The following is a 24,868-nucleotide window of genomic DNA, read 5'->3' as shown; positions in this document are numbered from 1 at the left end:
TTTAGAATTGTTAATTCTCACTATCAAACACGTAAAAACTTTTATTTAATAACTAAAACACGTAAATTTGTTAGATTCTATATTTGTCTTTTATAGACGGTTTTTTGAAATTAAAACTTAATTAATTCACTTATTATGAGCGAAGAAAATAAAAATAATTACGATGCTTCCAGTATTCAGGCATTAGAAGGGATGGAGCATGTAAGAATGCGTCCATCAATGTATATTGGAGATGTTGGAATACGTGGTTTACACCATTTAGTATACGAGGTTGTAGATAACTCTATTGATGAAGCAATGGGGGGGCATTGTGATACAATTAATGTTACGATTAACGAAGACAACTCTGTTACGACTAAAGATAATGGACGTGGAATACCAGTTGGTATTCACAAAAAAGAAGGAGTTTCTGCATTACAAGTTGTAATGACAAAAATTGGTGCTGGTGGTAAATTTGATAAAGATTCTTATAAAGTTTCTGGTGGTTTACACGGTGTTGGTGTAAGTTGTGTAAATGCGTTATCTGAACATTTAACAGCAACAGTACATAAAGAAGGTAAAGTTTGGCAGCAAGAATATTCTGAAGGAAAATCATTATATCCAGTTAAAACAATTGGAGAGACTGATTTTACAGGAACGATTGTTACTTTTTTACCAGATAAATCAATTTTCCAGCAAACTACCGAGTATAATTACGATACGTTAGCTACTCGTATGCGTGAATTAGCATACTTGAACAAAGGAATTACAATTACTTTAACAGATAAAAGAGTAACGGATGATGAAGGTAATTTTCCTGTAGAAACTTTTTATAGTGATGAGGGTTTACCAGAGTTTATTAAATATTTAGATTCTACTCGTGAGCAGTTAACTTCCAAAGTAATTTCGATGGAAGGTGAAAAGAACGGTATTCCTGTAGAAGTAGCTATGGTTTACAATACTTCATATTCTGAAAATTTACATTCGTATGTAAATAATATTAATACACATGAAGGAGGAACGCATTTATCTGGTTTTAGAAGAGGTTTAACACATACATTGAAAAAGTATGCAGACGAATCTGGATTACTTAAAAATGTGAAATTCGAAATTGCAGGAGATGATTTCCGTGAAGGTTTAACGGCTATTGTTTCTGTAAAAGTAGCAGAACCTCAATTTGAAGGACAAACAAAAACAAAATTAGGAAATAGAGAAGTATCTTCTGCTGTATCTCAAGCAGTATCAGAAATGTTAACTGATTATTTAGAAGAAAATCCTAATGATGCAAAAATTATTGTTCAGAAAGTAATTTTAGCAGCGAATGCACGTCACGCAGCACGTAAAGCACGTGAAATGGTACAGCGTAAAACTGTAATGAGTATTGGTGGTTTACCTGGTAAATTATCAGATTGTTCTGAAACAGACCCAGCTCAATGTGAAATTTTCTTAGTTGAGGGAGATTCGGCAGGTGGAACAGCAAAACAAGGACGTGATCGTAACTTTCAAGCAATTCTTCCACTTCGTGGAAAGATATTGAATGTTGAGAAAGCAATGCAGCATAAAGTTTTTGAAAATGAAGAGATCAAGAATATGTTTACTGCTTTAGGAGTTTCTATAGGAACAGAGGAAGATCCAAGAGCTTTAAATTTATCTAAAGTTCGTTATCATAAAGTAGTTATTATGTGTGATGCCGATGTAGATGGTAGTCATATTGCTACTTTAATTTTAACTTTTTTCTTTAGGTATATGAGGGAAATGGTTGAACAAGGGTATATTTATATTGCAACTCCACCTTTATATTTAGTTAAAAAAGGACAAAAAAGAGAGTATGCTTGGGATGATAATCAACGTGATTTAATTGCTCAAAAATTAGGAGGTAATGTAAGTATACAACGTTATAAAGGTCTTGGGGAGATGAATGCAGACCAGTTATGGGATACGACTATGAATCCTGAATTTAGAACTTTACGTAAAGTAGTTATTGATAGCCCAACAGAAGCAGATAGAGTATTCTCAATGCTAATGGGAGATGAAGTGCCACCTCGTAGAGATTTTATCGAACGTAATGCAAAGTATGCAAATATTGATGCGTAACAGCAATTTAAATTAAATATATAAAAAAGCTCAATTTCAATAGAATTGAGCTTTTTTATATATTTGCAAAATAAAAACTTAGAAAAATGAAAAAAACTACTTTATCACTATTAACTTTTTTTGCATTAGCTTTTAATGCAAAAGCTCAGGATGGTTTTGAACAAGCTATCTTAGGTAGTACAAAAGACGCAGGAAACCTTATTCAAGGGTATTTTAGCCCCGGAATGGAGGGACTAATAAATAGCATGAACACAGGTTGGTATCATACAGCCAAAGTGCATAAAAAATTTGGTTTTGATATCACTATTGGTTTAAATGCAAGTTTTATCCCAACAGAAAAAGAGACGTTTAACATTCAACAAGCTTTAGGAGCTGGATCTTCAATTACTTCGGCGTCTACTACTGCCTCTACTTTTGCAGGACCAGATACTCCAACAACATTTACTGTTACAAGAACTGTAGATATAGGAGGTACAAATCAACAAGTAACAGCAGATTTTGAATTACCGGGGGGAATTATTGGTGATTTACCTTTAAAAGCAGTTCCTGCTCCAGCTGTACAATTAGGATTAGGTTTGCCTTATAAATTTGAAGTTATGGCTCGTTTCTTTCCTGAAACAAAATTTGGTGATGATGGAGCAAAGGTTAGCATGTTTGGTCTTGGATTAAAAAAAGAAATTACGAATTGGTTTGGTCCATTAGATAAATTACCATTACATGTTTCGTTATTAGCTGCATATACAAATTTAGATGTAAACTACGGATTTGGAAATCAAACATCAGGTTCGTTAGGTATTCAAAATGGTGTTGGTGAATTTGGTTTATCTGCTTTTACTTTTCAAGCTATAGCCTCGTTAAATTTTCCAATAATTAATATTTACGGAGGTTTAGGTTATAATTCTGGTAACGCTGACTTAAAAATGAATGGTGCATATACTGGTACCTTTAACTATCCTGGAGGAACAGAACAAATAACATTAACTGCTCCAAACTTAAAATTTAAATCAAGTAGCTTTAACACTACTTTAGGTGCAAGAATCAGTTTAGGTTTCTTCAAGATTTTTGGAAGTTACTCTTTACAAGAATATAATACTGTAAATGCAGGTATTGCTTTTAGTTTTAGATAAAATTTTAAGTATACAAAAAAGAGTCTAATAAAAAAGAATCCTATTTTATCCCATAGGGTTCTTTTTTATTTTATATTTTCGGACTTTATTACATAATAATCAATTATTTAATGATAAATAAAAGAAACATGAAAACAAAATTATTATTTTTATTATTATTAGCCTGTTTTATAGGACATGCTCAAAAAGAAGCTGATCATTCAATATCTTTTGATACTAAAATTTCTGATTTGTACTTACATAATACAACAGGAATTAATATTGTAACAACTGCTGGTGGTGTGTATGGTGTAAATGGTGAGAATGGTGAAAAAATTTGGGAATTTAAAGAGTCAGGTTTTATTACAACTTTAAATACTCTTGGCCAAGATGGAGGATCAGCTTTTAGAGAAATTCCATTATCTCCATTTGGTAAATTTGGTCAAACAATTTTTAATATCAAAACGGGGAACAAAATTATAGATAACAAAACGAACTCTTATAAAAGTTTATTTGCTAATAAATATGTATTAGGTAACAAAGCAATTTTATTTTTTGCTAAAACAGCAAAAACTGAAGCGAAATTATTTTTAACTAGTATTGAAAATGATAAGATTCTTTGGGAAAGCGCTATAAAAACTAATAAAAAATTAGGTAGTCTATTAAGCGGAGCAGGTGTTTATAATTTTATTCAAAATGAAAATAGAATAGCATTTACTGCAGGTAAAACAGTATTTTTAGTTAATAAAGAAGACGGGAAAGTTCTTGTTTCAGAGAAATTTGATGCAGGAAAATTATTTTTCACAGAGAATAAAGAGTCTTTAATTGCTGTAGAAAACAAAAGCAGTTCTATGATTGGAGGAGCAATAAAAGCTGGTTTTACAATGGGGTTATCTTTACTAGGAAAAAAGGTTATTGGTAAAGAGTTAATTGCTTTCGATATAAATTCAGGGAAAGAAGTTTGGAAGAAATCTATAAAATTGGATGAAGGTTTTGTTGATTATCAGTTTGAAGATGGAAAGCTGTTTCTTATACATAAAGACGGGGCTAAAATGTATGACTACCATACAGGTAAGGAAGCATGGAGAAAAGAATTTAAACGTAAAAAAGTAAAAGGTGTTGAGAAAACCGATGAAGGATACATTGTTTACTATAAAAATAAAAAACATTTAGTTGATAACACAGGGAAGAAAATTTGGAAAAAACCTCGTAAAGTTATTCAAAATGTAGATTTTGAAGTAGAAGATGAGGAAGAGTTTACTGTATTGAAATATGATAAAGGTACAGTTTTCGTAACTCCATATAGAATTGAATACTACCAAAAAGATGAAGAAAAACGTGTTTATAAAATTAAATTAGATGAGAAAGTAGATAAACTTACTTTTGATGAAAATAATAATAACTTAATTTTATTAAGTCGTAAAAAATTATACATTATAAACCCTGATAGCAATTTAGGTAAGGATGATGTTAAAAAAATAGATTTTAATGACCATAGTAAAATAACATCAGTTGAGGTTAGAGATAATGGATATTTTATAAATAGTAATTGGGAATATGTTATTACTGACCCTAAAGGGAATGTGATAAAACAACAATACTTTAAGCAGCCAGGTGAAGGCTTACGTCATCTTAAAAATGCGATAGCTATTGCTGGAGGTGCCACTGCTGCAGGTATGCAAGTTTCAGGTATAGCGAATATGAGTGCAGGAGGTGCACTTGCTGGAACCGGAGCCTTTGTAGGAAGTAGAAACGCAATGGATCAAGGAATGGGTCATTTTAGAAAAGGAGCTAGACAGCATAGTCAAGGTTTAATTCTTGGTGAAGTATCTAATGCCTTATGGGATGGAAATCGTTACAATGCTTTTAAAGCTACCAAAAACAGTGCTTTTTTCTACACAAAAACAGAAGGAAAAAAAATGTTGTTACAAGTTAATAAAGACTCTGGTAGTACTACAGAATCTTATGAGTTTAATGTAAATAAACCTAAATATAAAATTGACAAACCTTCTAAACGTATTTATTTTAGAAAAGGAAAAGATCTAAAAATATTTAGTTACAACTAATAACTATAAACCCCATTGAAATTTCAATGGGGTTTTGTTTTTATATCCTTAGTCAAATCGTTATTTTTGTGCAACTTAAATTAATCATCACAATTAAAAATATAAAAAAATGAAAGTAACAGTTGTAGGAGCAGGTGCTGTAGGTGCAAGTTGTGCAGAGTATATTGCTATTAAAAATTTCGCGTCAGAAGTTGTATTGGTAGATATTAAAGAAGGTTTTGCTGAAGGTAAAGCAATGGATTTAATGCAAACAGCTTCTTTAAATGGTTTTGATACTAAAATTACCGGTACTACTGGTGATTATAGTAAAACGGCTGAATCTGATATTTGTATAATTACTTCTGGTATTGCTCGTAAACCAGGTATGTCTCGTGACGAGTTATTAGGGATAAATGCAGGTATCGTAAAAACTGTTGCTTCTAGTTTAGTAGCGGAATCACCTAATACAATCATTATTGTGGTTTCTAACCCAATGGATACAATGACTTATTTAGTTCATAAAGAAACTGGTTTACCTAAAAACAGAATTATAGGTATGGGAGGAGCTTTAGATTCTGCACGTTTTAAATATCGTTTAGCAGAAGCTTTAGGAGCACCTATTTCTGATGTAGACGGAATGGTAATTGGTGGTCACTCAGATAAAGGAATGGTGCCTTTAACACGTTTAGCTACTCGTAATTCTGTTCCTGTTTCAGAATTTTTATCAGAAGAAAGATTAGCACAAGTTATGCAAGACACTAAAGTTGGTGGAGCTACTTTAACTGGTTTGTTAGGTACTTCAGCTTGGTATGCTCCTGGAGCAGCCGTTTCTGGTATGGTACAAGCAATTGCTTGTGATACTAAGAAGATTTTCCCTTGTTCAACATTCTTAGATGGTGAATATGGTTTATCTGATTTATGTATTGGAGTTCCTGTTGTTTTAGGAAAAAACGGAATTGAAAAAATCGTTGAAATTAACTTGTCTGATGCTGAAAAAGAGCATTTAGTATCTTCTGCAGAAGCTGTTAAGAATAACAATGCTGCTTTAAATTTATAAAATAAATTTATTATAATATATAAACCCCTGAGTAATTTTTTACTCAGGGGTTTTTTCATAAAAAGTGTTAAAATTTACACTAAGCTGTAAGTTTATTTAAAGAAATACGTCTTTAAGTATAAGAGAAGCATTAGTAACGTTTCTTTTTTCATAGTTTTTCATAGCAATTTTCCCGCCTTATTTTATAAGGTGGGTTTTTTTTATGAATGCATCTTAAATAGATTGTTGTACTACTTCAAACAGTTCTCCTCCTTCACATTTAATTGTTTTTTGCTTAAATTTTACAATTAGTTGATAATCGTGAGTAGCCATTAATATTGTTTTACCACTTTGATGAATTTCATTTAGTAGTTCCATAACCTCCAATGATGTTTTAGGATCTAAGTTTCCGGTAGGTTCGTCAGCTAAAATTAATTCAGGGTCATTTAATAAAGCTCTTGCTATTGCAACTCTTTGTTGTTCACCTCCAGAAAGTTCAAAAGTTTTTTTGTAGTATTTTTCTTTCATTCCTACTTTATCTAAAACTTCATGAATTTTACTTTTCATATCCATTTTGTTTTTCCATCCAGTAGCTTTTAAAACAAACTCTAAATTATCAAAAACATTTCGATCGTTTAAAAGTTTAAAATCTTGAAAAACGATACCTAATTTTCTTCGTAAGAAAGGAATATCTTTTTCTTCAATTTTTTTTAAATCAAAACCAACAATTTCACCTAAACCGCGTTGCAGTCTTAAATCACCATATAAGGTTTTTAGTAAGCTACTTTTTCCGCTTCCTGTTTTTCCTATTAAATAATAAAAGCCACCTCTATTTAATTTGAAATTAATTTTTGACAATACTAAATTATCTTGTTGATAAATATCTGCATTTTCAAGATGTAAGACAGGTCTTTCCATATATCAATTTGTTTTTACAAATCTAAAATTTTATTATGTAATTCTATAACATTTCTTACTTTTGATGTATTGTTTCCCAACATAAACAAAAAAGGAACGTTATAATCCTTAGAGAACTAAAAAATATGAAATTTATTTGTTACAAGAAGAGTTGTTATTTATTATTTTTAATTGCTTTTTCAACAACTATACTAGCACAAAAATCAGCAATTAACTCAGCCGTTACATCAGATTTACACAAAGCTGTAAAACTTTACAATAATAAAGCATATGCAGCAGCACAACAGTTATTTGTGGGTGTTTCTAGAGAAGCTGAACAGCATAGAACCGCCAAAGCGGATGCTGATTATTATGATGCTATGTGTGCTATAAAATTAATACAAGATGATGCAAATGAAAAAGTGTTAAATTTTGTCGAAAACTACCCATATAGTAATAAAAAGGAGAAAGCTTTTTTAAATGTAGGTAACTATTATTTTGCGAACAGAAAAGCGGCTCACGCGTTAAGATGGTATCAAAAAGTAAATGAAAAATTATTAAGTCAGCCAGAAAGAGATGAACTTAATTATAAAATGGGGTATGCTATGTTGGTTTCTAATTATTTAAAAGAAGCAAAAGCTCGTTTTCAAACTTTATTAGGAAACCCTATTTACGGTACAGACGCTCGTTATTATTTCGGTTTTATAGCGTATAAGCAAGAAAATTTTGGAGAGGCTGAAGATAATTTAAGTCAGTTAGCAAACGATGCAACTTACCAAGCAAAAGCAAATTATTATATTTTAGATATTAGTTTTAAAGCGGGACGTTTTGATAAGTCTGTAAAAATTGGAGAGAAACTTTTAGAAGAATCAAAAGACGAAAAAGAAATTTCTCAAGTTTCTAAAATAGTTGGAGAAAGTTATTTTAACCTTAAAAAATATGATCAGGCAATTCCATACTTGAAAGCATATAAAGGAACAAAGGGTAAATGGACAAATACTGACTACTATTATTTAGGATATGCTTATTATCAGCAAAAAGAATATGAATTAGCTATTGGTAATTTTAATAAAATTATAAATGGTAATAACAAAGTCGCACAAAACGCATATTATCACTTAGGAGAATGTTATTTAGAATTAAAGAAAAAACCTGAAGCTTTAAATGCATTTAAAAATGCTAGTGAAATGGATTTTGATTTAAAAATAACAGAGAGTGCTTCGTTAAGTTATGCTAAATTAAGTTACGAGCAAGGAAACCCATATGAAAGTGTTCCAGATGTATTAAAAAGTTTTTTAACTAAATACCCTAATTCACCAAATGCTATTGAAATAAATAATTTGTTAATTACTTCTTATTTATATCAACAAGATTATCAAGGGGCGTTAGATTATATAAATAGTTCGAAATCTTTAGCAAATGAAAAATTAGCAAATGAAGTTTCTTTATATAGAGGAATTCAATTATTTAATGAAAGTAAACTAAAAAAATCTAAACCATATTTTACAAAAGCTACTTTAGCAGAGAATTCAATTATTAGTAGTAAAGGTGCTTTTTGGTTGGCTGAAACAGAATATTTATTAGGTAATTATGAAGCTGCTTTAACTAGTTTTTTAAAGGTTACAAATAAAGATATTGAAGAAGCTAAAAAGTTAGATTATAATATAGCATACACTTATTTTAAACAAAAAAAATACACGAATGCTGCGAAATATTTTAAAAACTTCTTAAATATTGGGTTTGATGATAACGATTTAAATGATGATGCCTCAAATAGGTTGGGGGATTCTTATTATGCATCTAAAAATTACTCGGAGGCAATAAGTTCTTATGATAAGGTAATTCAAGAAGGCGGTGTAGGTTCAGATTATGCACAATATCAAACAGCAATGAGTAATGGGTTTATGGGAGATAATGATAAGAAAATTGAAAATTTAAAAAATCTTATTACCACATATGCAGGCTCTCAATTAGAAGATGACGCATTGTTTCAATTAGCAACAACATATACGACTTTAAATAACGTATCAAAGGCACAAAAAACATACAATAGCTTATTATTAAAACATTCAAATAGTAACTATGTTCCTAATGTGCTGTTAAGGCAAGGACTATTGTATTACATTAACAATGATAGTAAAAAGGCTTTAGAAAAATATAAAGAAGTTGTAACAAAACATCCAAACTCTAAAGAAGCTAGGCAAGCAGTTACCAATGTTAAAAATGTATATATTGATATTGGTGAAGTAGATGAATATGCGGCTTGGGTAAAAAATGTAAAGTTTGTAAATGTTACAGATGCTGAATTAGACAATGCAACATATCAATCTGCTGAAAATAAATTTTTAGAAAATAATAGCACTAAAGCAATAGTAGGGTTTACTAAGTATCTTCAAACATTTCCTACAGGACTAAATGCTTTAAAAGCTAATTTTTACTTAGCAGAATCATATAATAATACGGCTCAATTTAAGAAAGCAGTTTTTCATTATGCAAATGTAATTAGTCAAGAAAAAAGTGAGTTTTCAGAAGAATCATTAAATAAGCTGGCTAAAATATATTTAGAAGAAGAAAATTGGAAGAAAGGAATCGTAATCTTAGAAAAATTAGAAAAATTAGCTAATTATCCGCAGAACATTATTTTTGCACAAAGTAATTTAATGAAAGGCTATTATAATAAAAAAGAGTATTCAAAAGCAATTAGCTATGCCGAAAAAGTTTTAGGAACAAGCAAATTGGATGCGAGTATTGCTGAAGATGCAAAAGTAATTCTTGCACGTTCAGCATTTAAAACAAATGATTTTTTAAATGCTGAAGAGTTTTTTAATGAAGTTAGTAAAAATGCAACGGGAGAGTTAAAAGCCGAAAGTTTGTATTATAATGCTTTCTTTTTAAATGATCATAAAGATTATGAAGCATCTAATAAAGCGGTACAAAGTCTAATAGCAAATTACTCTTCATATAAATACTGGGGAGTTAAAAGTTATATTATAATGGCTAAGAATCATTATGCATTAAAAGATGCTTACCAAGCTACTTATATTTTAGAAAACATTGTTAAAAATTTTACACAGTATAAGGATGTAATAGAAGAAGCAAAAAATGAGCTTAGTACTATTAAAAATAAAGAAGCAAAAACAAACAAATCAGTAACTACACAAAACTAAAATTTGTTAATAACAAAAAAGAGTTCAATGATTAGATCAATGAAAAAGCATTTAAGTTTACTAGTTTTATTTGTAATATCTATTGCAAATTCGCAAGAGAAAAATACACCAGAAAAAACAAAAGATACTATAATTAAAACAGAAGTAGTTAAAGTAGTTACATCTTATGTACCTAAAATAACTGATGCTTTTAAGATAAAGCAAAAGCCTATAATAAAGCACACAAAAGAAACTCAGAAAAAAGAGTTAGAATATAAAATATTTTCAGTGCCAGTTGCTTCTACTTTTATTCCTAAAAGTGGTGTTATGAAAAAAGTTGATTTAGGTAAAAGAGAACAGCTATACCCTAATTACTTTTCTCTTGGAATAGGAAATAAGATTACTCCTTTTCTTGAGGCGTATGTGAGACGAAATGAGAGTTATGATAGTGAGTATGGAGTACATTTAAAGTTTCTTCTTTCAGCTGATCCTGTTGAAAAAACGCAGCTTAGTAGTACTTATTATAATATGAATTTAAACTTGTTTTATGCCCAGCAAGAACGTTACCTTAATTGGAGAGCAGGCATAAGTGCAGGAAGAAATAAGTACAATTGGTATGGTTTGCCAAAAAATATAACTTTTACAGATGCTACTATTAGCCGTATAGAAGAAGAGCAAGCACATAATCTTTTTAAGGTTTTCGGTACAATTAAATTTGACGATTCTTATATAGAAGAGGCAAATGGTTCCGTTTCTTTTTTCTCAGATGTATTAAGCAGTAGTGAATTTTTAATTGATGGGAATGCTAAATTTAAGTTTTCTCTAGATCGCTTTCATCGTGAATTAAACGATTTGTATGTAAACACTACATTTAGTTATTTAGGAGGTAAATTTGAGAATTCATACGAAACTCAAAATGAGTTAAAACACAGCTTTTTTACGGTAGGAGTTCATCCTTCTTATAAGTTTTTAGTACAAGATTTAGCTATAAAAATAGGAGCGAAGTCTTATTTCTCATTAGATATTCAAAATAAAGGAAATAATTTTTTCATTTATCCTGATGTAGAAATTTCATATCCTATTGTAAATGATTTTGCAAATATTTTTGTAGGAGCTTCGGGTGATTTAGAAACAAACACGTATAAATCTCTTGTAGATAAAAATCCGCATATATCGCCTACGCAAGAAGTATTACAAACAAATAAGAAGTACAATGCTTTTGCAGGAATTAGAGGTAAATTAGATTTTCAGTTTAGTTATAACTTTAAAGCAAGTTATGCAGCTATAGAAAATAACCCATTTATTTCATTAAATCAATCAAAATCTAATGGAAGGAACAATGCGGGTACCAATGCTTTTTCATTTTTAGGGTATGAATATGGAAATTCATTTAATACAACATATGATGATATTAAATTAATGACGTTTTTTGGAGAAATAGCTTACGACGGAATTAAAAATTTAACGCTAGGAGTAAACGGGAAATTTAACAAGTTTACCTTAACAAAAGAAGAAGAAGCTTGGAATGCTCCAAAAATTGAAGGAGAGCTTTTTGGTACTTATAAAGTGGAAAAATGGTTTGCTGGTGCTAATTTGTTTTTTGTTGGTCAACGAAAAGGGAAACTACATGAGATTTTACCATTAGATACTTTTACAACAGTTGATATAGAAAGTTATTTTGATATAAATTTTAATGGAGGATACCATTTTAATGATTCTTTTTCAGTGTTTTTAAACTTAAATAACGTTTTAAATAATAGTTATCAAAGATTTAATAATTTTAATGTTCAAGGTTTTCAGGCAATGGGTGGTTTAACATGGAAGTTTGATACGCTGTTTTAAAAATTAATAGAAAAGTATTACATTCGAAGAATGTTAGCCATCGTATCTAATTATATTACAGCCATTGTTTGTTTAATTACAGCTTTCGTAATTCAACGAGTGTATGTGAAAGAGAGAACTAAAAATGTAGATGGTAAATCTGTGGAAGGTATTCAATGGTTTTCATTGGCTATTTTTTCATGGGGATTAGGCGCTTTTTTAAACATTTTTTTAATTTCTTTTTTTGATATTAACAGTAACCATAAAATCATTGTTAGTTTAGGTGTTTTAATTTCATTAATAAATTCATTATTTATTTTAATGTCTATCCCTTCTATAGAACATTATGAAAAAAGAAATTTGGTTATTAGAATAATAGAACGATTCACAAATAAAGAAGTATTTATCATTTTTGGAGGGGTTTTACTAATGATAGCTTCAGTATTTTTAATTTCTTTTTACAGTAATAATCAAGAAAACTCAAGTAATAATGTTATTTGGTTAATAGATATTCCTATTTCTTTAGTCGTTGCTTTTTCTTTATTACAAGAATTAAATAAAGCATTTAAAAATAGAGGAATGCAGTTTATGTATTTACCAACATTTGCTTTGTTTGCCTTAATAATTATTGCTGTTACCCATCGAATTATACCTGTTGAATATATTGAAACTTGGGCGCATTTGAGTGCTTGGAATTCACTTGGAGTAATTTCTGCAGTTTCTTTTAAACTTTTATTTATTCTTTTATTTATCATTTTACTTTATAGTTGGAAATTACTTTTAGAAAAGGAAGAACAACAGTCAGAATTTATAAAAATTAAAACAAAAAAAGAGGCTTTAGAAAAAGGCAAAGAAATTTTATTAATTGCTAACGAAAGTCATTTAGATACAATTAAGCACTTGAAAATTGAAATAGCATGTGCTAAAAAGAAGTATAAAAAATTAAAAAAATCTTCAAAAGTTGAATTATCTGATCGGCAAAAAGAAGTTTTGGCAAACCTTGGTATTTGTGGAGCTAAAAAATCATACACTGAAATTGCAGAAGCTATGAATATAAGTGTAGATGGTTTTCAAGCTCATATTTATCAAATTAAAAAGGCATTAAATATTTCAGGGGCTGATGGAAAAGAACAATTGATCACTTATGCTACTGATAAAAAATTAATAGATTTCGCCACTATTTCTTGTGATTAGATTACTACTTAATCATATACTTAACTACTAGTATGTTTAACTTTCATCAATGCGTAACCTTTTTTTTAATGTTGATTATAGGCAATTTAGCCGAAATCAATTTTAAAAATTATGAATCAATTTCTTACGTTCATTACTTTATTTAGCAGCTCTTTTTTTACCATTGCTCAAAATAAAACTCAATCTTTAGATCAACAAATCGATCAATCATTTCATAATGCTACAAGTTGGTTTACAGATGTTATATTATATCAAATACCAATAACTGAAAATATAGCTATTCCGTGGGTATTAATAATTTTAGTAGGCGGAGCTCTTTATTTTACTTTCTATTTTAAAGGAATTAATTTTAATGGTTTTATAACTGCAATTAATGTAGTTAGAGGTAAGTATGATGATATAGATAAGCCTGAAAATAAAACAGATATTTCAGAAACGATAAAAGTAGAAGGTGAAGGAGAGGTTTCGCATTTTCAAGCTTTAACAGCAGCTCTATCGGCAACTGTAGGTTTAGGTAATATTGCAGGCGTTGCTATAGCGTTATCTATTGGAGGAGCTGGAGCAACTTTTTGGATGATTGTTGTTGGTTTGTTAGGTATGGCTTCAAAGTTTGTCGAATGTACTTTGGGAGTAAAATATCGAGAAATAGAAGTTGATGGGACTGTGTTTGGAGGTCCGATGTATTACTTAAAAAAAGGATTAAAAGAAGTAGGATACAGTAAATTAGGTAAAAGTCTTTCTATTTTATTTGCTATCATGTGTGTAGGAGGTTCTTTTGGTGGAGGAAACATGTTTCAAGTAAACCAAGCTTTTAAATTGTTTGAATACGTTACAGGAGGAGAGCAAAGTTTTATTTATGGAAAAGGATGGTTATTTGGATTAATCATGGCAATATTTGCAGGAATTGTTATTATAGGAGGTATAAAAAAAATAGCAAAAGTTACAGATAAAATTGTACCAATTATGGTAGTTGTATATGTACTGGCAGTTATAACTATTTTAGTAATGAACTACACACAAATACCAAATGCTATCAATCAAATTATTCAAGGAGCATTTAATCCTAATGGTATTGCAGGAGGTGTTATTGGAGTGATGATTCAAGGGTTTCGTCGAGGAGCGTTTTCAAATGAAGCAGGTATTGGTTCATCATCAATTGCACATGCTGCAGTAAAAACAAACTATGCTGCAAGTGAAGGATTGGTTGCTTTATTAGAGCCTTTTATAGATACCGTTGTAGTTTGTACTATGACAGCTTTAGCGTTAGTTATTACGGGGCAAATTACAGCAGGAAATCAAGTGTCGTTTGAACAAGGAGCTATTCTTACTTCAAAAGCTCTTGAAAGTGGTATATCATGGTTTCCTTATGTATTAACAGTTGCAGTTATACTATTTGCTTTTTCATCAATGATTTCTTGGTCTTATTACGGATATCAAGCATGGTCTTATTTATTCGGAAGAGAAAAAAGAACGGGAAATGTTTATAAAATCATTTTTTGCATTTTTACTATAATAGGTGCGTCAGCAACATTAAATGCCGTTGTTAACTTTTCAGATGCTATGGTGTTTGCAATGATGGTTCCGAATATGATTGGTTTAGTCTTATTAGCACCTAAAGTAGTTAAAGAGCTTAACCGATATAAAAATGCTATTCAAAATAAATTGTAAATGTTAAGATTGAACGACCAAAAGCTTAATCCAATTTTGTAGATTTATAATCTTAAACTACAAACTTAAATGAAAAACATATCGCTACTTTTAATATCCAGTTTATTAATAGCATCTTGTAAACCGGAACACAAAGAAATATCAAAAATAGCATCTACTTTTTCTGTTGAAGAAAAAATAGATTCAACTCAAATAAAAAGTCTCTTCAATTCAGCCTTAACTAAAGGGAAATCGTATGAATGGTTACGCGATTTAACCGCTAATATTGGTAGTCGATTATCTGGTTCTGAAGGTGCTGCGAAATCTGTTGTTTGGAGTGAAAAATTAATGAAAAGTGTTGGGTTAGATTCTGTTTGGTTGCAACCTGTTATGGTTCCTCATTGGGTTCGTGGAGAAAAAGAAGTTGCTAATTATAATTTTAATGGGCAAAAAGTAAATGTACCTGTTTGTGCTATTGGAGGTTCTATTGCTACACCTACAAGCGGAATTACAGCAGAAGTAATTGAGGTGAAAAGTATAGAGGAAGCAAAAAAAATAGGAGATAAAGCAAACGGTAAAATTATTTTCTTTAATGGCGCTTTTGATAATACTTTAATTCAAACGTTTAAGGCTTATGGAGGTTGTGTTGGTCAACGATATGCAGGAGCATCCGTAGTTGGTAAATTTGGAGCTAAAGCAGTTATTGTTCGTTCAATGACTAATGGAATTGATGATTATCCGCATACAGGTTCTATGGGGTATGGAGATATTCCGAAATCAGAATATATTCCTTCTGCCGCAATTAGTTCGAGAGCAGCAGAGAATTTAAGTAAGCATTTAAGAGAGAATCCTACACTTAAATTTTACTTAAAACAAAGTTGTGAAACGTTACCAGATGCTCCTTCGCATAATGTAATTGGAGAAATTAAAGGAAGTGAAAATCCAGATAAAATTATGGTAATTGGAGGGCATTTAGATTCTTGGGATTTAGGAGATGGAGCTCATGATGACGGAACAGGAATTGTACAATCACTAGAAGTTGCTTACTTACTTAAAAAGAACAATATCAAACCAAAAAATACGATACGAATTGTATTCTTTATGAATGAAGAAAACGGTTTACGTGGAGCAACTGAATATGCGCGTTTAGCAAAATTAAATAACGAAATTCATATTAGTGCTTTAGAATCAGATGCAGGAGGGCATACTCCTAGAGGTTTCTCTATTGATGCTAATGATAAAAATAGAGAGTTATTACAAAGTTGGAAAAAATTATTAGCTCCTTATGGTTTACATGATATTACTAAAGGAGGCGGAGGTGCTGATATTGGACCGTTAAAAGACGATCATGTTACTTTAGTAGGATATCGCCCAGACTCTCAACGTTATTTTGATTATCATCATGCAGCTAGCGATACGTTTGATAAAGTTAATAAACGTGAATTAGAATTAGGAAGTGCTTCTATGGCAAGTATTGTGTATTTAATGGATAAATATTTATATAATAACGAAACGTTAAAACCATAATTAGTTATGAAATATATTTTACTAATTTTAAAAATACTATTAGCTGTTTTCTTAATTTATGGAGGATTCAATCATTTTTATAAACCTGAATTTTATAACGGGTTTATTCCTGAGTTTTTACCAAAACTTGGTGTAAACTATGTTTCGGGTATTATGGAAATTTTATTAGGTATTGGATTATTTATAAAAGGATATCAGAAAAAATCAGCTTATGGTATTTTCTTATTAATGATTCTTTTTATGCCTATTCATATCTGGGATGCTTTTAAAGAAGTACCTGCAATAGGTTCAAAAACTGCTGCATATATTAGAATCGTAGTTCAAATATTATTTATTGGATGGGCATATACTATCTATAAAACAACAAAACATATTTAACTTTCTCAAGAAACACATTTTTTAGTCTTTAAAATGTAAATAACTGTAATTCAGTGATATAGGTTTGTTGTATATTACTGAATTATTTTTACCTCCAGATTTACTTATCTATAATAAAAGAATAAGCTTTCAGCTAATTTCATGTAAATCATCACGTTTTAATTTAAAAACACAAGTCTTTAGAGTACAATTTAAGGGGGGCAGAGATGCCTCCTTTTTCTTGTATAGGCTAACTAAAATTCAGATTTTATTTTTTTTGTCTCCATATATACTATTTGCCCCGTTTAGCTGTTTAACGAGTCGAGATAATTAAATCTCCGACTAAATGAATTATTTTATAACTAAAAAATGTATTTTATGAAAAACAATAAAAAAAAACTATTTTTCAAACACAAAGTGTTTTTACTCCTTTTTATTGCCTTTTTGACTAATCTTTCTGCACAAGAAAAATTTAGAATTAGTTTATCTGGAGGTGGGAATAACAATGATATAACCTATAGCGCAGGCAATAGAATAAATACAGAATATTCAGGGAATACAGGATATTATTTTAAAGCTGGATTTAATTTAAAAGTTTACAAAAACATCAGTATTCAAACTGGATTAACCTATATAGATAAAAACTATAAATATCAAAGAACAGGAGCTCAAGACGGAATAGCTACACATCACAAAGCTAAATATTTTAATATACCTGTTATGGTGGGGATACAACCTTTACATAGCTCTCTAAAAAACACGAAATTTAATTTTGAAATTTTTGCAGGAACCTATGTTGGTTGGTGGAATTCTCTTGAAAGAGAAAGTACTGTCGAAGTTTTTACTGAATTAGACTTTAATGGTTTTCCAAGAAAAACACTAGTAGAATCGTATGATTTTGAAAAGAACGAAAATCAATTTAACAGAGTAGATTATGGCTTGCAAGCTGAAACTAGACTTGGTTATAGTTTTTATAAAAATATGAGTTTATTTATTGAATATTCTATGATGTATGGTTTGTCTGATAATCAAAAAAATGAATTAAGAAAAACGTCTAACTATTATTACACTACCTCTAATTATGGTATTGGAATATCTTACAAATTTTAATTATTATGAAAAATTTTAAATACATTTTACAAATTTTTATAGTTGTAATATCGCTATATACATTACAATCTTGTAGAGAAGATTCCTTAGAGATTGCTGAATTAGACAGAACTGATGTAAATAATTATTCTGACCTTTTCAATACTTTTTGGGACACCATGAATAATGACTATAATTATTTTAATGAGCAAGAAGAGAATTGGGATGATATTTATAGAAAATACAGTCCTAAATTTAAAGCTTTAACAACTTTTAATAAGACGAATGTCGATCCTGTTTTAGCTGAAAAAGAGGCTGATTTAACGTTTAAATATTTTGCTGAAATTATTACAAATAAAATATTAGATCAACATTTTAATCTAACTGTAAAAATACCTTTACCTAGTGTTAAATCTGTAGATCGTAAAGCGAGTATAGTTGAAGTTTTTTTTAGTAAAATGACTTACAAGTACACTGAGGAAGGTGGTTATGTTAGTTTCGGTAAAACTTATAGAAATCCAGTAGTAAAACAATCTGATGTCTCTTCAATTATGAGTCTTCAAAAATTAAAGCCTGAATCTGTATATTATGGGAAGCCTATTTTAGCTGGATTCTTAAAAGATGCCCCAGGAACTATGTACATTCAATTATCAGAATTCGATGTTGTTAATCTTGCGATTAATGATGGTGCATTTCCTGTCTTAAAAGATATTAGTAGTCTTGCAGGAATCAATCAATCATACTTTAAAGGTTTAAGTGATTTAGATAATGTATTTAGTACTCAAGTTGAAAACTTAATAAACGATAATTTAAGCGAACTTAAAGCGTTAGTATCTACTATTATAACCTCAAATGAATATGAAAATTATATAGCTGCTCTTGACAATTTCAAAAGTACAGAATTAGTTGACGACCTTGAGGCTAGCTTAATTCCTTTAGCAGGTTTCACTACCAAGGCCAAAGAAAATTTTAATACTAAAAGTAAGAACTTTTTGTCTTTATTAGTAGCTTATTACTTAAATACTACAACTACACAAGCTCAAAAAGATGCTATTGATAAACTATATGGAATATATACAAATCGGATAAAAAGCTACCAAACTATTTCTGGTTACATCTCCTCGACTAAATTTACTAAATCTAATGATTTTGATAATGTATTAAACACTATTTCTCAAAGTTATTCTTTTGACCTTTATAGAAAGGTTTACAACCCAATCGCTAATGGTGAAGTAAAGAAGATAATTTTAGATTTGAGAAGTAATGGTGGTGGAGCTATAATTGATTCTCGCATATTTACAGAAAGATTTGTAACTCAACAAAAAACTTGGGGATACCAAAGAACAAAAGAAGGTAATGGTAGATTTAATTACAGTCCTTGGGTACCACAAGAAACTACCCCACATAGATTTGGTCTTAAACAAAATGTACCAATAGCTATATTAATTGATGAATCATCAATGAGTATGTCAGAAATGAGTACTATGATGATTAAATCTCAAGGTAACCATGTAACAATTATTGGTGACAACAGTGCAGGAGGTACTGCTGGTTTAGGAGGTCAAGATACTTTTAATGGAGGTAACAGATTAAGAAATGGTTATTTAAGTTTTTATATGCCCTTAATGGCTTTGAAAGATAGTAACGGTAAAATTGTTGAAGCTGTAGGTGTAACCCCAGATATAAAAGTAATTCCTACTCAAGAACAAGTTTCTGAGTTACAGACTACGTTTATTGACCCGGCCTATAATGCTGCTTTAAACGCTATAAAGTAAACTAAAATAACTTTTTATTATATATTTAAAAGGAAAACTAATTATAGTTTTCCTTTTTTTGTTTGAAATAACTAATATAAATTAAATACATTTGATTTATTATCTATTATTTAACTTCCTTTATTATGAAAAAGACAATACTTCCGCTACTCATTACATCTCTTATCATTTCTTGCGTACAAAAAGAAAAAGCAGATATAATTATAACAAATTCTAATACTTATACTGTAAACTCAAATTTTGATAAAGCTGAAAGTTTTGCAATTAAAGACGGTAAGTTTATTGCTATTGGAAGCAATAAAGAGATTCAAGATAAATATGCGACTTTAAAAACGGTCGATGCAAAAAATAAAGCGGTATATCCTGGTTTTATAGATGGGCATTGTCATTTTTATGGACTGGGTTTACAGCAACAAAAAGTAAACTTAGTAGGGACAAAAAGTTACGATGAAGTTTTACAAAAACTTGTTGAGTTTCAAAAAGAGAAAAACACAACGTTTATAACAGGTCGTGGTTGGGATCAGAATGACTGGGAAGTAAAAGAATTTCCAACGAAAGAAAAGTTAGATAAGTTGTTTCCTAAAACCCCTGTAGCTGTTCGTAGAATTGACGGACACGCAATGTTAGTAAATCAGGTAGCAATTAATTTAGCAGGAATTTCAATCAATTCAAAAATTGATGGTGGAGAGTTTCTTCAAAAAGAAGGAAAACTTACAGGGGTGTTAATTGACAATGCTATGAACTTTATTAAAGTTCCAAGACCAAGTAAAAGAGAGCAAATTCAAGGGTTAAAAGATGCTGAGAAAATTTGTTTTGATTTAGGATTAACCACTGTTGACGATGCTGGTCTAGATAAACAAGTAATAGAATTAATAGATAGTTTACAACAATCAGGCGATTTAAAAATGCGTATTTATGCGATGATTTCAAATAATAAAACCAATTTAGATTATTATTTGAAAAAAGGAATTGTAAAAACAGATAGATTACATGTTCGTTCGGTAAAAGTATATGCAGATGGCGCTTTGGGGTCTCGGGGAGCAACTTTAAAAAGTGAATATTCAGATAAGAAAGGTCATTTTGGTTCTTTGGTAAATTCGTACGATAATCTTCAAGATTTAGCAATGAGAATTGCAGCTTCCGAATATCAAATGAATACACACGCTATTGGTGATTCAGCTAATTATGTAATGCTTAATACATATAATAAAGCGCTGAAAAATAAAGAAAACCGTCGTTGGAGAATAGAGCATGCACAAATTGTAGATTTAAAAGATTTTCATCATTTTAAAAATATTTTACCATCTATTCAACCTACACACGCAACATCTGATATGTATTGGGCAGAAGACCGTGTAGGAGCAGAAAGAATTAAAGGAGCGTATGCATATAACGATTTATTAAAACAGTACGGTAAAGTAGCTCTAGGAACAGATTTCCCTATTGAAAATGTAAGTCCACTTTATACCTATTACGCAGCTACGATACGAAAAGATTTAAAAGGATATCCTAAAGAAGGATATCAAATGAATAATGCCTTATCTAGAGAAAATGCTTTAAAAGGAATGACTATTTGGAATGCTTATGGTAATTTTGAAGAAGCTGAGAAAGGAAGTATTGAAGTTGGTAAAGTTGCCGATTTTATCATTTTAGAAAATGATATTATGACAGTTGAAGGAGATAAAATTCCGAATACAAAAGTTATAGCAACTTATGTAAACGGTGAAAAAGTTAAATAAATCTTAGTGTTTAAATTATAAATAATTAAAAATGAAAAAAATAGCATCCCTATTAACAATTATTTCAGCATTCTTTTCTTGTTCAAGTGAAGAACCTAATTTTGACGCACAGAATGAAGCCGAAATTGTAAAATATATTGCCGATAATAACTTAACAGCTAAAAAAAGTGATTCTGGCTTATACTATGTTATAAATACTGAAGGTACTGGTGGGCAACCAACATCAAACTCAAAGGTAACCATAGCTTATAAAGGTTATTATTTAGATGGAAAAGTATTTGATCAAAACTCAGCGTTTGAAACTAATTTACAAGGTGTAATAAAAGGATGGACAGAAGGTGTTACTTATTTTAAAGAAGGAGGAAGTGGTATTTTATTAATTCCATCAAAACTAGGATATGGTAGTAAGAATTATAGAGGGATCCCTGGAGGGTCTGTTTTAGTTTTTGATATTAGTTTATTAAAAATACATTAAAGAGCATCTTTTTATGTAAATGAGTGTCATATTCTTAAACGATATAATTATGACACGCCTACAACGTAAACAAGAATATTACAATCAATTAATATTCGCTAAAAAGGCACTTAAAAGCAATCGCTTTAAAGTGTCTTTTTATCATTTAGAAAACGCTCATATTTTAGGGCAAAAACATTTATATAGGCACACGTTATCTCATTGTTGGATGTTTATTTACGGAATTAGAATAATAAGCGTAAAAGAAATAATTGGGCAGTTTACTAGAATTTTAGCTGCTATATTGTTTACAAACATTTGGGTACCAAAAGGAAATACTGGTGGGGCAAATATTTCGCCAATAAAGCCCATGCCTATTAGAAAAGAACTTCAAAAATGTTTTTATAAATAAATGCATCTTTTTAAATATAAATAAGTCTACTATATGAATTTAAAGATTAAATATCATGAAATATAAAAATCAATGTACGTGTAATTGTGACGGTTGTAAAACAGGAAGTTGTACAAACTGCACATGCGAAAGTTGTACATGTAGTAACTGCAATTGTTAAACCACAAATTTGTTAACTTTTTGTTATTACGAAGTATAAGGTGTTTTTTCTAATGTTTAATTGAAAATTAGCCTTGACTTCGTAATAACATTTTTGTAAATTTATAAAATGACAACAAATCAAGTTTGGACAAAATATGCCGATGACGTTAAATACTTTATTTTAAGTAAGGTTAAAGACGCTACGGTTACAGATGATATTTTGCAAGACACTTTTATTAAAATACACACAAAGCTCCATACGCTAAAAGATATTACGAAATTAAAGGCGTGGATATTCACCATTGCTAGAAATGCTATAATGGACTATTTTAAAAGTACGAATAAAACTTTTGAACTAGCTAATTTTGAAACGGAAACAAAAATAGAAGAGCATACGCATACAGAAAAAGATTGTTTGCGGGGTATTTTACAAAACTTACCAAAAAAATATAGAGATCCTTTATTTTTATCTGATATTAAAGGATTAAAACAACAAGAAGTTGCAATTACTTTAAAGCAAAGTTTACCAACCACAAAATCACAAATTCAGCGAGCACGTAAATTAATCGCTAAAGGGTTTATGGATTGTTGTGGCTTTATTTTAAATGATGATGGTAAATTAGTTGGTGAAATTCAAGATAAAGACGATTGTAAAGTTTGCGGTTAAAAACAACCTTAATTCCTGATTTTTTTTAATAATTTAGCTTGCGCTGAATATAATTAGTTATTGTGTAATTGTATTTTTAATAACGTTGGATAGAAAGAGAAAATAGCTATGATAAAACCAAAAAAATTAAAACAAGGAGATAAGGTCGCTACTATTTCTTTATCATGGGGTGGAGCAGGTGAAATTCCTAGTAGATATGAAATTGGTAAAAGGCAGATATATGACAATTTTGGATTAGAAGTTTTTGAAACCAAAAATGCATTGAAATCAGCTAAATGGATTTATGAAAACCCCAAAGCAAGAGCAGAAGACTTAATGGAGGCTCTTGAAGATAATTCAATAAAAGCAATTATTTCTAATATTGGAGGTGATGATAGCATAAGAATATTACCATTTATTGATTTTGATGTTATTAAAAGAAACCCTAAAATTTTTATTGGTTTTTCTGATTCAACAGTGGCACATTTTTGCTTTTATAAAGCAGGAGTAACATCTTTCTACGGAACATCGACACTTGTTGGGTTTGCAGAAAATAATGGAATGCATAATTATCAAATATCAGATATAAAAAACACCTTATTTTCTAATGGAGTTAGAAATGAAATTAAACCAAATATTGAGGGGTGGACATCTGAACGACTTGAATGGAATAATCCAAAAAATCAAAAAAAATCTAGACAGTTAACAAAATCCAATGGTTGGAATTTCTTACAAGGTTTTAAAACTGTTTCAGGAGAATTGTTAGGAGGGTGTTTTGATGTTTTAGAAACTTTAAAAGACACAAAATTATGGGTGAGTCCTTCTGAATGGCAAGGTAAAATAATGTTTTTAGAAACATCTGAAGCAACTATATTGCCTCATTATTTTCTTTGGATATTAAGAAATTATGTAGCCTCGGGCATAATGCATAATATTAATGGGCTAATAATAGGAAGACCTTATGATAATAAATATATAAAAGAATATGAGAATGCATTAATACAAGTAATTAGAAACGAAGCTGGTTTAACAGATTTGCCTATAATTACTGAAATGGATTTTGGGCATACTTGTCCTACTTTTACGATTCCTTATGGAATAAAAGCTGAAATAGATCCAATAAATAAAACTTTTTCTATAGTTGAGAATGCTTTAGTAAATTAAAAAAAGCAATTAATAAAGATAGCTATTGTAAAAGGCTATATTTTTTCTAAAACTAGATAAAGAATAAAATGAGAGTTTTAATTTTTGCTAAACTTAAAAAAGTAAATTCAAAATGAATATTTTTAGAAAAAAAGATGAAATATTAGCATCTCTTGGAAACATGAGAGCAATGAAAAGATTACATGTTGATACTTATACTGAAAATATAATAAAAAGTATTTCAGGTATTAAAATTGCTGAATCAAAAGATGGTCAATTTTGGGTTGAATTTCAAGAACTCAATGAAACTTTATTTTTGAATTCTACTATTTTAAGTAAAATTGATTTAAAAACATTTAAAGGAGCTAAAATAATTTTACTAACTGAAGATTATGAAATAGAAATTAATTCAGATGAAAGAACTATTGAATCTGATTTTTCAAATGTATCCAATACATGGATTACAAAAGTGAGTTTTATTATCGATTCAAAAGAAAGAAAAATAATTGAGGAAAGAAACTTTGAAGAATTAGAATATAAGTTCAAAACGGAGGTGTTAAATTTACGAGTAGTAGCGAAAATAGAAAATAGTTAATAAGCCCTATCATTACTTCAAATTT

General features: G+C 29.7%; 19 protein-coding genes. 18 read left to right on the top strand and 1 reads right to left on the bottom strand.

Going from position 1 to position 24,868, the window contains the following annotated elements:
- Window positions 1-135: 135 nt before the first annotated feature.
- The 4 genes from gyrB (at window position 136) to mdh (ending at window position 6,281) form a co-directional block, all read left to right on the top strand.
- A complete protein-coding gene (gene gyrB / locus CXF68_RS00370; RefSeq protein ID WP_101042392.1) occupies window positions 136-2,073 on the top strand; it encodes a DNA topoisomerase (ATP-hydrolyzing) subunit B in 1,938 nt (645 codons plus the stop codon).
- 86 nt (window positions 2,074-2,159) lie between these two features.
- The gene (locus CXF68_RS00365) at window positions 2,160-3,200 is read left to right on the top strand and encodes a DUF6588 family protein (RefSeq protein ID WP_101042391.1); all 1,041 of its coding nucleotides are present in this window, start codon (window positions 2,160-2,162) and stop codon (window positions 3,198-3,200) included.
- Between the two features lie 128 nt (window positions 3,201-3,328).
- The gene (locus CXF68_RS00360; RefSeq protein ID WP_157821823.1) at window positions 3,329-5,245 is read left to right on the top strand and encodes a PQQ-binding-like beta-propeller repeat protein; all 1,917 of its coding nucleotides are present in this window, start codon (window positions 3,329-3,331) and stop codon (window positions 5,243-5,245) included.
- A gap of 109 nt (window positions 5,246-5,354) precedes the next feature.
- Window positions 5,355-6,281, top strand: coding sequence for a malate dehydrogenase (mdh, locus tag CXF68_RS00355; RefSeq protein ID WP_101042389.1), 927 nt, complete (start codon window positions 5,355-5,357; stop codon window positions 6,279-6,281).
- 213 nt (window positions 6,282-6,494) lie between these two features.
- On the opposite strand, the gene CXF68_RS00350 is transcribed toward mdh, so the two are convergent.
- A complete protein-coding gene (locus tag CXF68_RS00350; protein WP_101042388.1) occupies window positions 6,495-7,178 on the bottom strand; it encodes a cell division ATP-binding protein FtsE in 684 nt (227 codons plus the stop codon).
- A 125-nt stretch (window positions 7,179-7,303) separates the two neighbouring features.
- Here CXF68_RS00350 and CXF68_RS00345 point away from each other — a divergent pair, with 125 nt between their 5' ends.
- From CXF68_RS00345 to CXF68_RS00280, 14 genes are all read left to right on the top strand, one after another.
- Window positions 7,304-10,324, top strand: a complete 3,021-nt coding sequence (locus tag CXF68_RS00345) for a tetratricopeptide repeat protein (protein WP_101042387.1) — start codon at window positions 7,304-7,306, stop codon at window positions 10,322-10,324.
- Between the two features lie 27 nt (window positions 10,325-10,351).
- Window positions 10,352-12,145, top strand: a complete 1,794-nt coding sequence (locus CXF68_RS00340; RefSeq protein ID WP_198553730.1) for a hypothetical protein — start codon at window positions 10,352-10,354, stop codon at window positions 12,143-12,145.
- 30 nt (window positions 12,146-12,175) lie between these two features.
- Window positions 12,176-13,318 carry a hypothetical protein gene (locus CXF68_RS00335; RefSeq protein WP_101042385.1) on the top strand — a complete coding sequence of 381 codons (1,143 nt, stop codon included), beginning with the start codon at window positions 12,176-12,178 and terminating at the stop codon, window positions 13,316-13,318.
- Between the two features lie 111 nt (window positions 13,319-13,429).
- On the top strand, window positions 13,430-14,986 hold the full coding sequence (locus CXF68_RS00330) for a sodium:alanine symporter family protein (protein WP_101042384.1): 1,557 nt from the start codon (window positions 13,430-13,432) through the stop codon (window positions 14,984-14,986).
- A 69-nt stretch (window positions 14,987-15,055) separates the two neighbouring features.
- Window positions 15,056-16,492: a M20/M25/M40 family metallo-hydrolase gene (locus CXF68_RS00325; RefSeq protein ID WP_101042383.1), complete on the top strand. Its 1,437-nt coding sequence runs from the start codon at window positions 15,056-15,058 to the stop codon at window positions 16,490-16,492.
- Between the two features lie 6 nt (window positions 16,493-16,498).
- Entirely contained in the window at window positions 16,499-16,870 is a 372-nt protein-coding gene (locus CXF68_RS00320; RefSeq protein ID WP_101042382.1) for a DoxX family membrane protein, read from the top strand.
- Between the two features lie 357 nt (window positions 16,871-17,227).
- Window positions 17,228-17,959, top strand: coding sequence for an outer membrane beta-barrel protein (locus tag CXF68_RS00315; RefSeq protein WP_157821822.1), 732 nt, complete (start codon window positions 17,228-17,230; stop codon window positions 17,957-17,959).
- A 5-nt stretch (window positions 17,960-17,964) separates the two neighbouring features.
- Window positions 17,965-19,713, top strand: coding sequence for a S41 family peptidase (locus CXF68_RS00310; protein WP_101042380.1), 1,749 nt, complete (start codon window positions 17,965-17,967; stop codon window positions 19,711-19,713).
- Window positions 19,714-19,838: 125 nt separating this feature from the next.
- Window positions 19,839-21,452, top strand: coding sequence for an amidohydrolase (locus CXF68_RS00305; protein ID WP_101042379.1), 1,614 nt, complete (start codon window positions 19,839-19,841; stop codon window positions 21,450-21,452).
- A gap of 31 nt (window positions 21,453-21,483) precedes the next feature.
- Window positions 21,484-21,927 (top strand): FKBP-type peptidyl-prolyl cis-trans isomerase, encoded by a 444-nt coding sequence (locus CXF68_RS00300; protein ID WP_101042378.1) that lies wholly within the window; start codon window positions 21,484-21,486, stop codon window positions 21,925-21,927.
- A gap of 49 nt (window positions 21,928-21,976) precedes the next feature.
- Window positions 21,977-22,318 (top strand): DUF3703 domain-containing protein, encoded by a 342-nt coding sequence (locus CXF68_RS00295; RefSeq protein ID WP_101042377.1) that lies wholly within the window; start codon window positions 21,977-21,979, stop codon window positions 22,316-22,318.
- Window positions 22,319-22,586: 268 nt separating this feature from the next.
- Complete coding sequence (locus CXF68_RS00290) at window positions 22,587-23,126, top strand: sigma-70 family RNA polymerase sigma factor (RefSeq protein WP_101042376.1); 540 nt, start codon at window positions 22,587-22,589, stop codon at window positions 23,124-23,126.
- Window positions 23,127-23,234: 108 nt separating this feature from the next.
- The gene (locus CXF68_RS00285) at window positions 23,235-24,269 is read left to right on the top strand and encodes a S66 peptidase family protein (protein ID WP_101042375.1); all 1,035 of its coding nucleotides are present in this window, start codon (window positions 23,235-23,237) and stop codon (window positions 24,267-24,269) included.
- A gap of 112 nt (window positions 24,270-24,381) precedes the next feature.
- The gene (locus CXF68_RS00280) at window positions 24,382-24,843 is read left to right on the top strand and encodes a hypothetical protein (protein WP_101042374.1); all 462 of its coding nucleotides are present in this window, start codon (window positions 24,382-24,384) and stop codon (window positions 24,841-24,843) included.
- Window positions 24,844-24,868 lie beyond the last annotated feature (25 nt).

The organism is Tenacibaculum sp. Bg11-29, from assembly GCF_002836595.1.
GTDB lineage: Bacteria > Bacteroidota > Bacteroidia > Flavobacteriales > Flavobacteriaceae > Polaribacter.
This window is presented reverse-complemented; position numbering and strand designations above follow the sequence as displayed.

What these genes read in the sequence shown, in the direction of transcription:
- CXF68_RS00285 (WP_101042375.1), top strand. Translation starts at nt 23,235, where the DNA reads ATGATAAAACCAAAAAAATTAAAACAAGGAGATAAGGTCGCTACTATT.
- CXF68_RS00340 (WP_198553730.1), top strand. Translation starts at nt 10,352, where the DNA reads ATGATTAGATCAATGAAAAAGCATTTAAGTTTACTAGTTTTATTTGTA.
- CXF68_RS00315 (WP_157821822.1), top strand. Translation starts at nt 17,228, where the DNA reads ATGAAAAACAATAAAAAAAAACTATTTTTCAAACACAAAGTGTTTTTA.
- CXF68_RS00350 (WP_101042388.1), bottom strand. Translation starts at nt 7,178, where the DNA reads ATGGAAAGACCTGTCTTACATCTTGAAAATGCAGATATTTATCAACAA.
- CXF68_RS00360 (WP_157821823.1), top strand. Translation starts at nt 3,329, where the DNA reads ATGAAAACAAAATTATTATTTTTATTATTATTAGCCTGTTTTATAGGA.
- CXF68_RS00325 (WP_101042383.1), top strand. Translation starts at nt 15,056, where the DNA reads ATGAAAAACATATCGCTACTTTTAATATCCAGTTTATTAATAGCATCT.
- CXF68_RS00280 (WP_101042374.1), top strand. Translation starts at nt 24,382, where the DNA reads ATGAATATTTTTAGAAAAAAAGATGAAATATTAGCATCTCTTGGAAAC.
- CXF68_RS00305 (WP_101042379.1), top strand. Translation starts at nt 19,839, where the DNA reads ATGAAAAAGACAATACTTCCGCTACTCATTACATCTCTTATCATTTCT.
- CXF68_RS00345 (WP_101042387.1), top strand. Translation starts at nt 7,304, where the DNA reads ATGAAATTTATTTGTTACAAGAAGAGTTGTTATTTATTATTTTTAATT.
- CXF68_RS00310 (WP_101042380.1), top strand. Translation starts at nt 17,965, where the DNA reads ATGAAAAATTTTAAATACATTTTACAAATTTTTATAGTTGTAATATCG.
- CXF68_RS00290 (WP_101042376.1), top strand. Translation starts at nt 22,587, where the DNA reads ATGACAACAAATCAAGTTTGGACAAAATATGCCGATGACGTTAAATAC.
- CXF68_RS00330 (WP_101042384.1), top strand. Translation starts at nt 13,430, where the DNA reads ATGAATCAATTTCTTACGTTCATTACTTTATTTAGCAGCTCTTTTTTT.
- CXF68_RS00320 (WP_101042382.1), top strand. Translation starts at nt 16,499, where the DNA reads ATGAAATATATTTTACTAATTTTAAAAATACTATTAGCTGTTTTCTTA.
- mdh (WP_101042389.1), top strand. Translation starts at nt 5,355, where the DNA reads ATGAAAGTAACAGTTGTAGGAGCAGGTGCTGTAGGTGCAAGTTGTGCA.
- CXF68_RS00365 (WP_101042391.1), top strand. Translation starts at nt 2,160, where the DNA reads ATGAAAAAAACTACTTTATCACTATTAACTTTTTTTGCATTAGCTTTT.
- CXF68_RS00335 (WP_101042385.1), top strand. Translation starts at nt 12,176, where the DNA reads ATGTTAGCCATCGTATCTAATTATATTACAGCCATTGTTTGTTTAATT.
- gyrB (WP_101042392.1), top strand. Translation starts at nt 136, where the DNA reads ATGAGCGAAGAAAATAAAAATAATTACGATGCTTCCAGTATTCAGGCA.
- CXF68_RS00300 (WP_101042378.1), top strand. Translation starts at nt 21,484, where the DNA reads ATGAAAAAAATAGCATCCCTATTAACAATTATTTCAGCATTCTTTTCT.
- CXF68_RS00295 (WP_101042377.1), top strand. Translation starts at nt 21,977, where the DNA reads ATGACACGCCTACAACGTAAACAAGAATATTACAATCAATTAATATTC.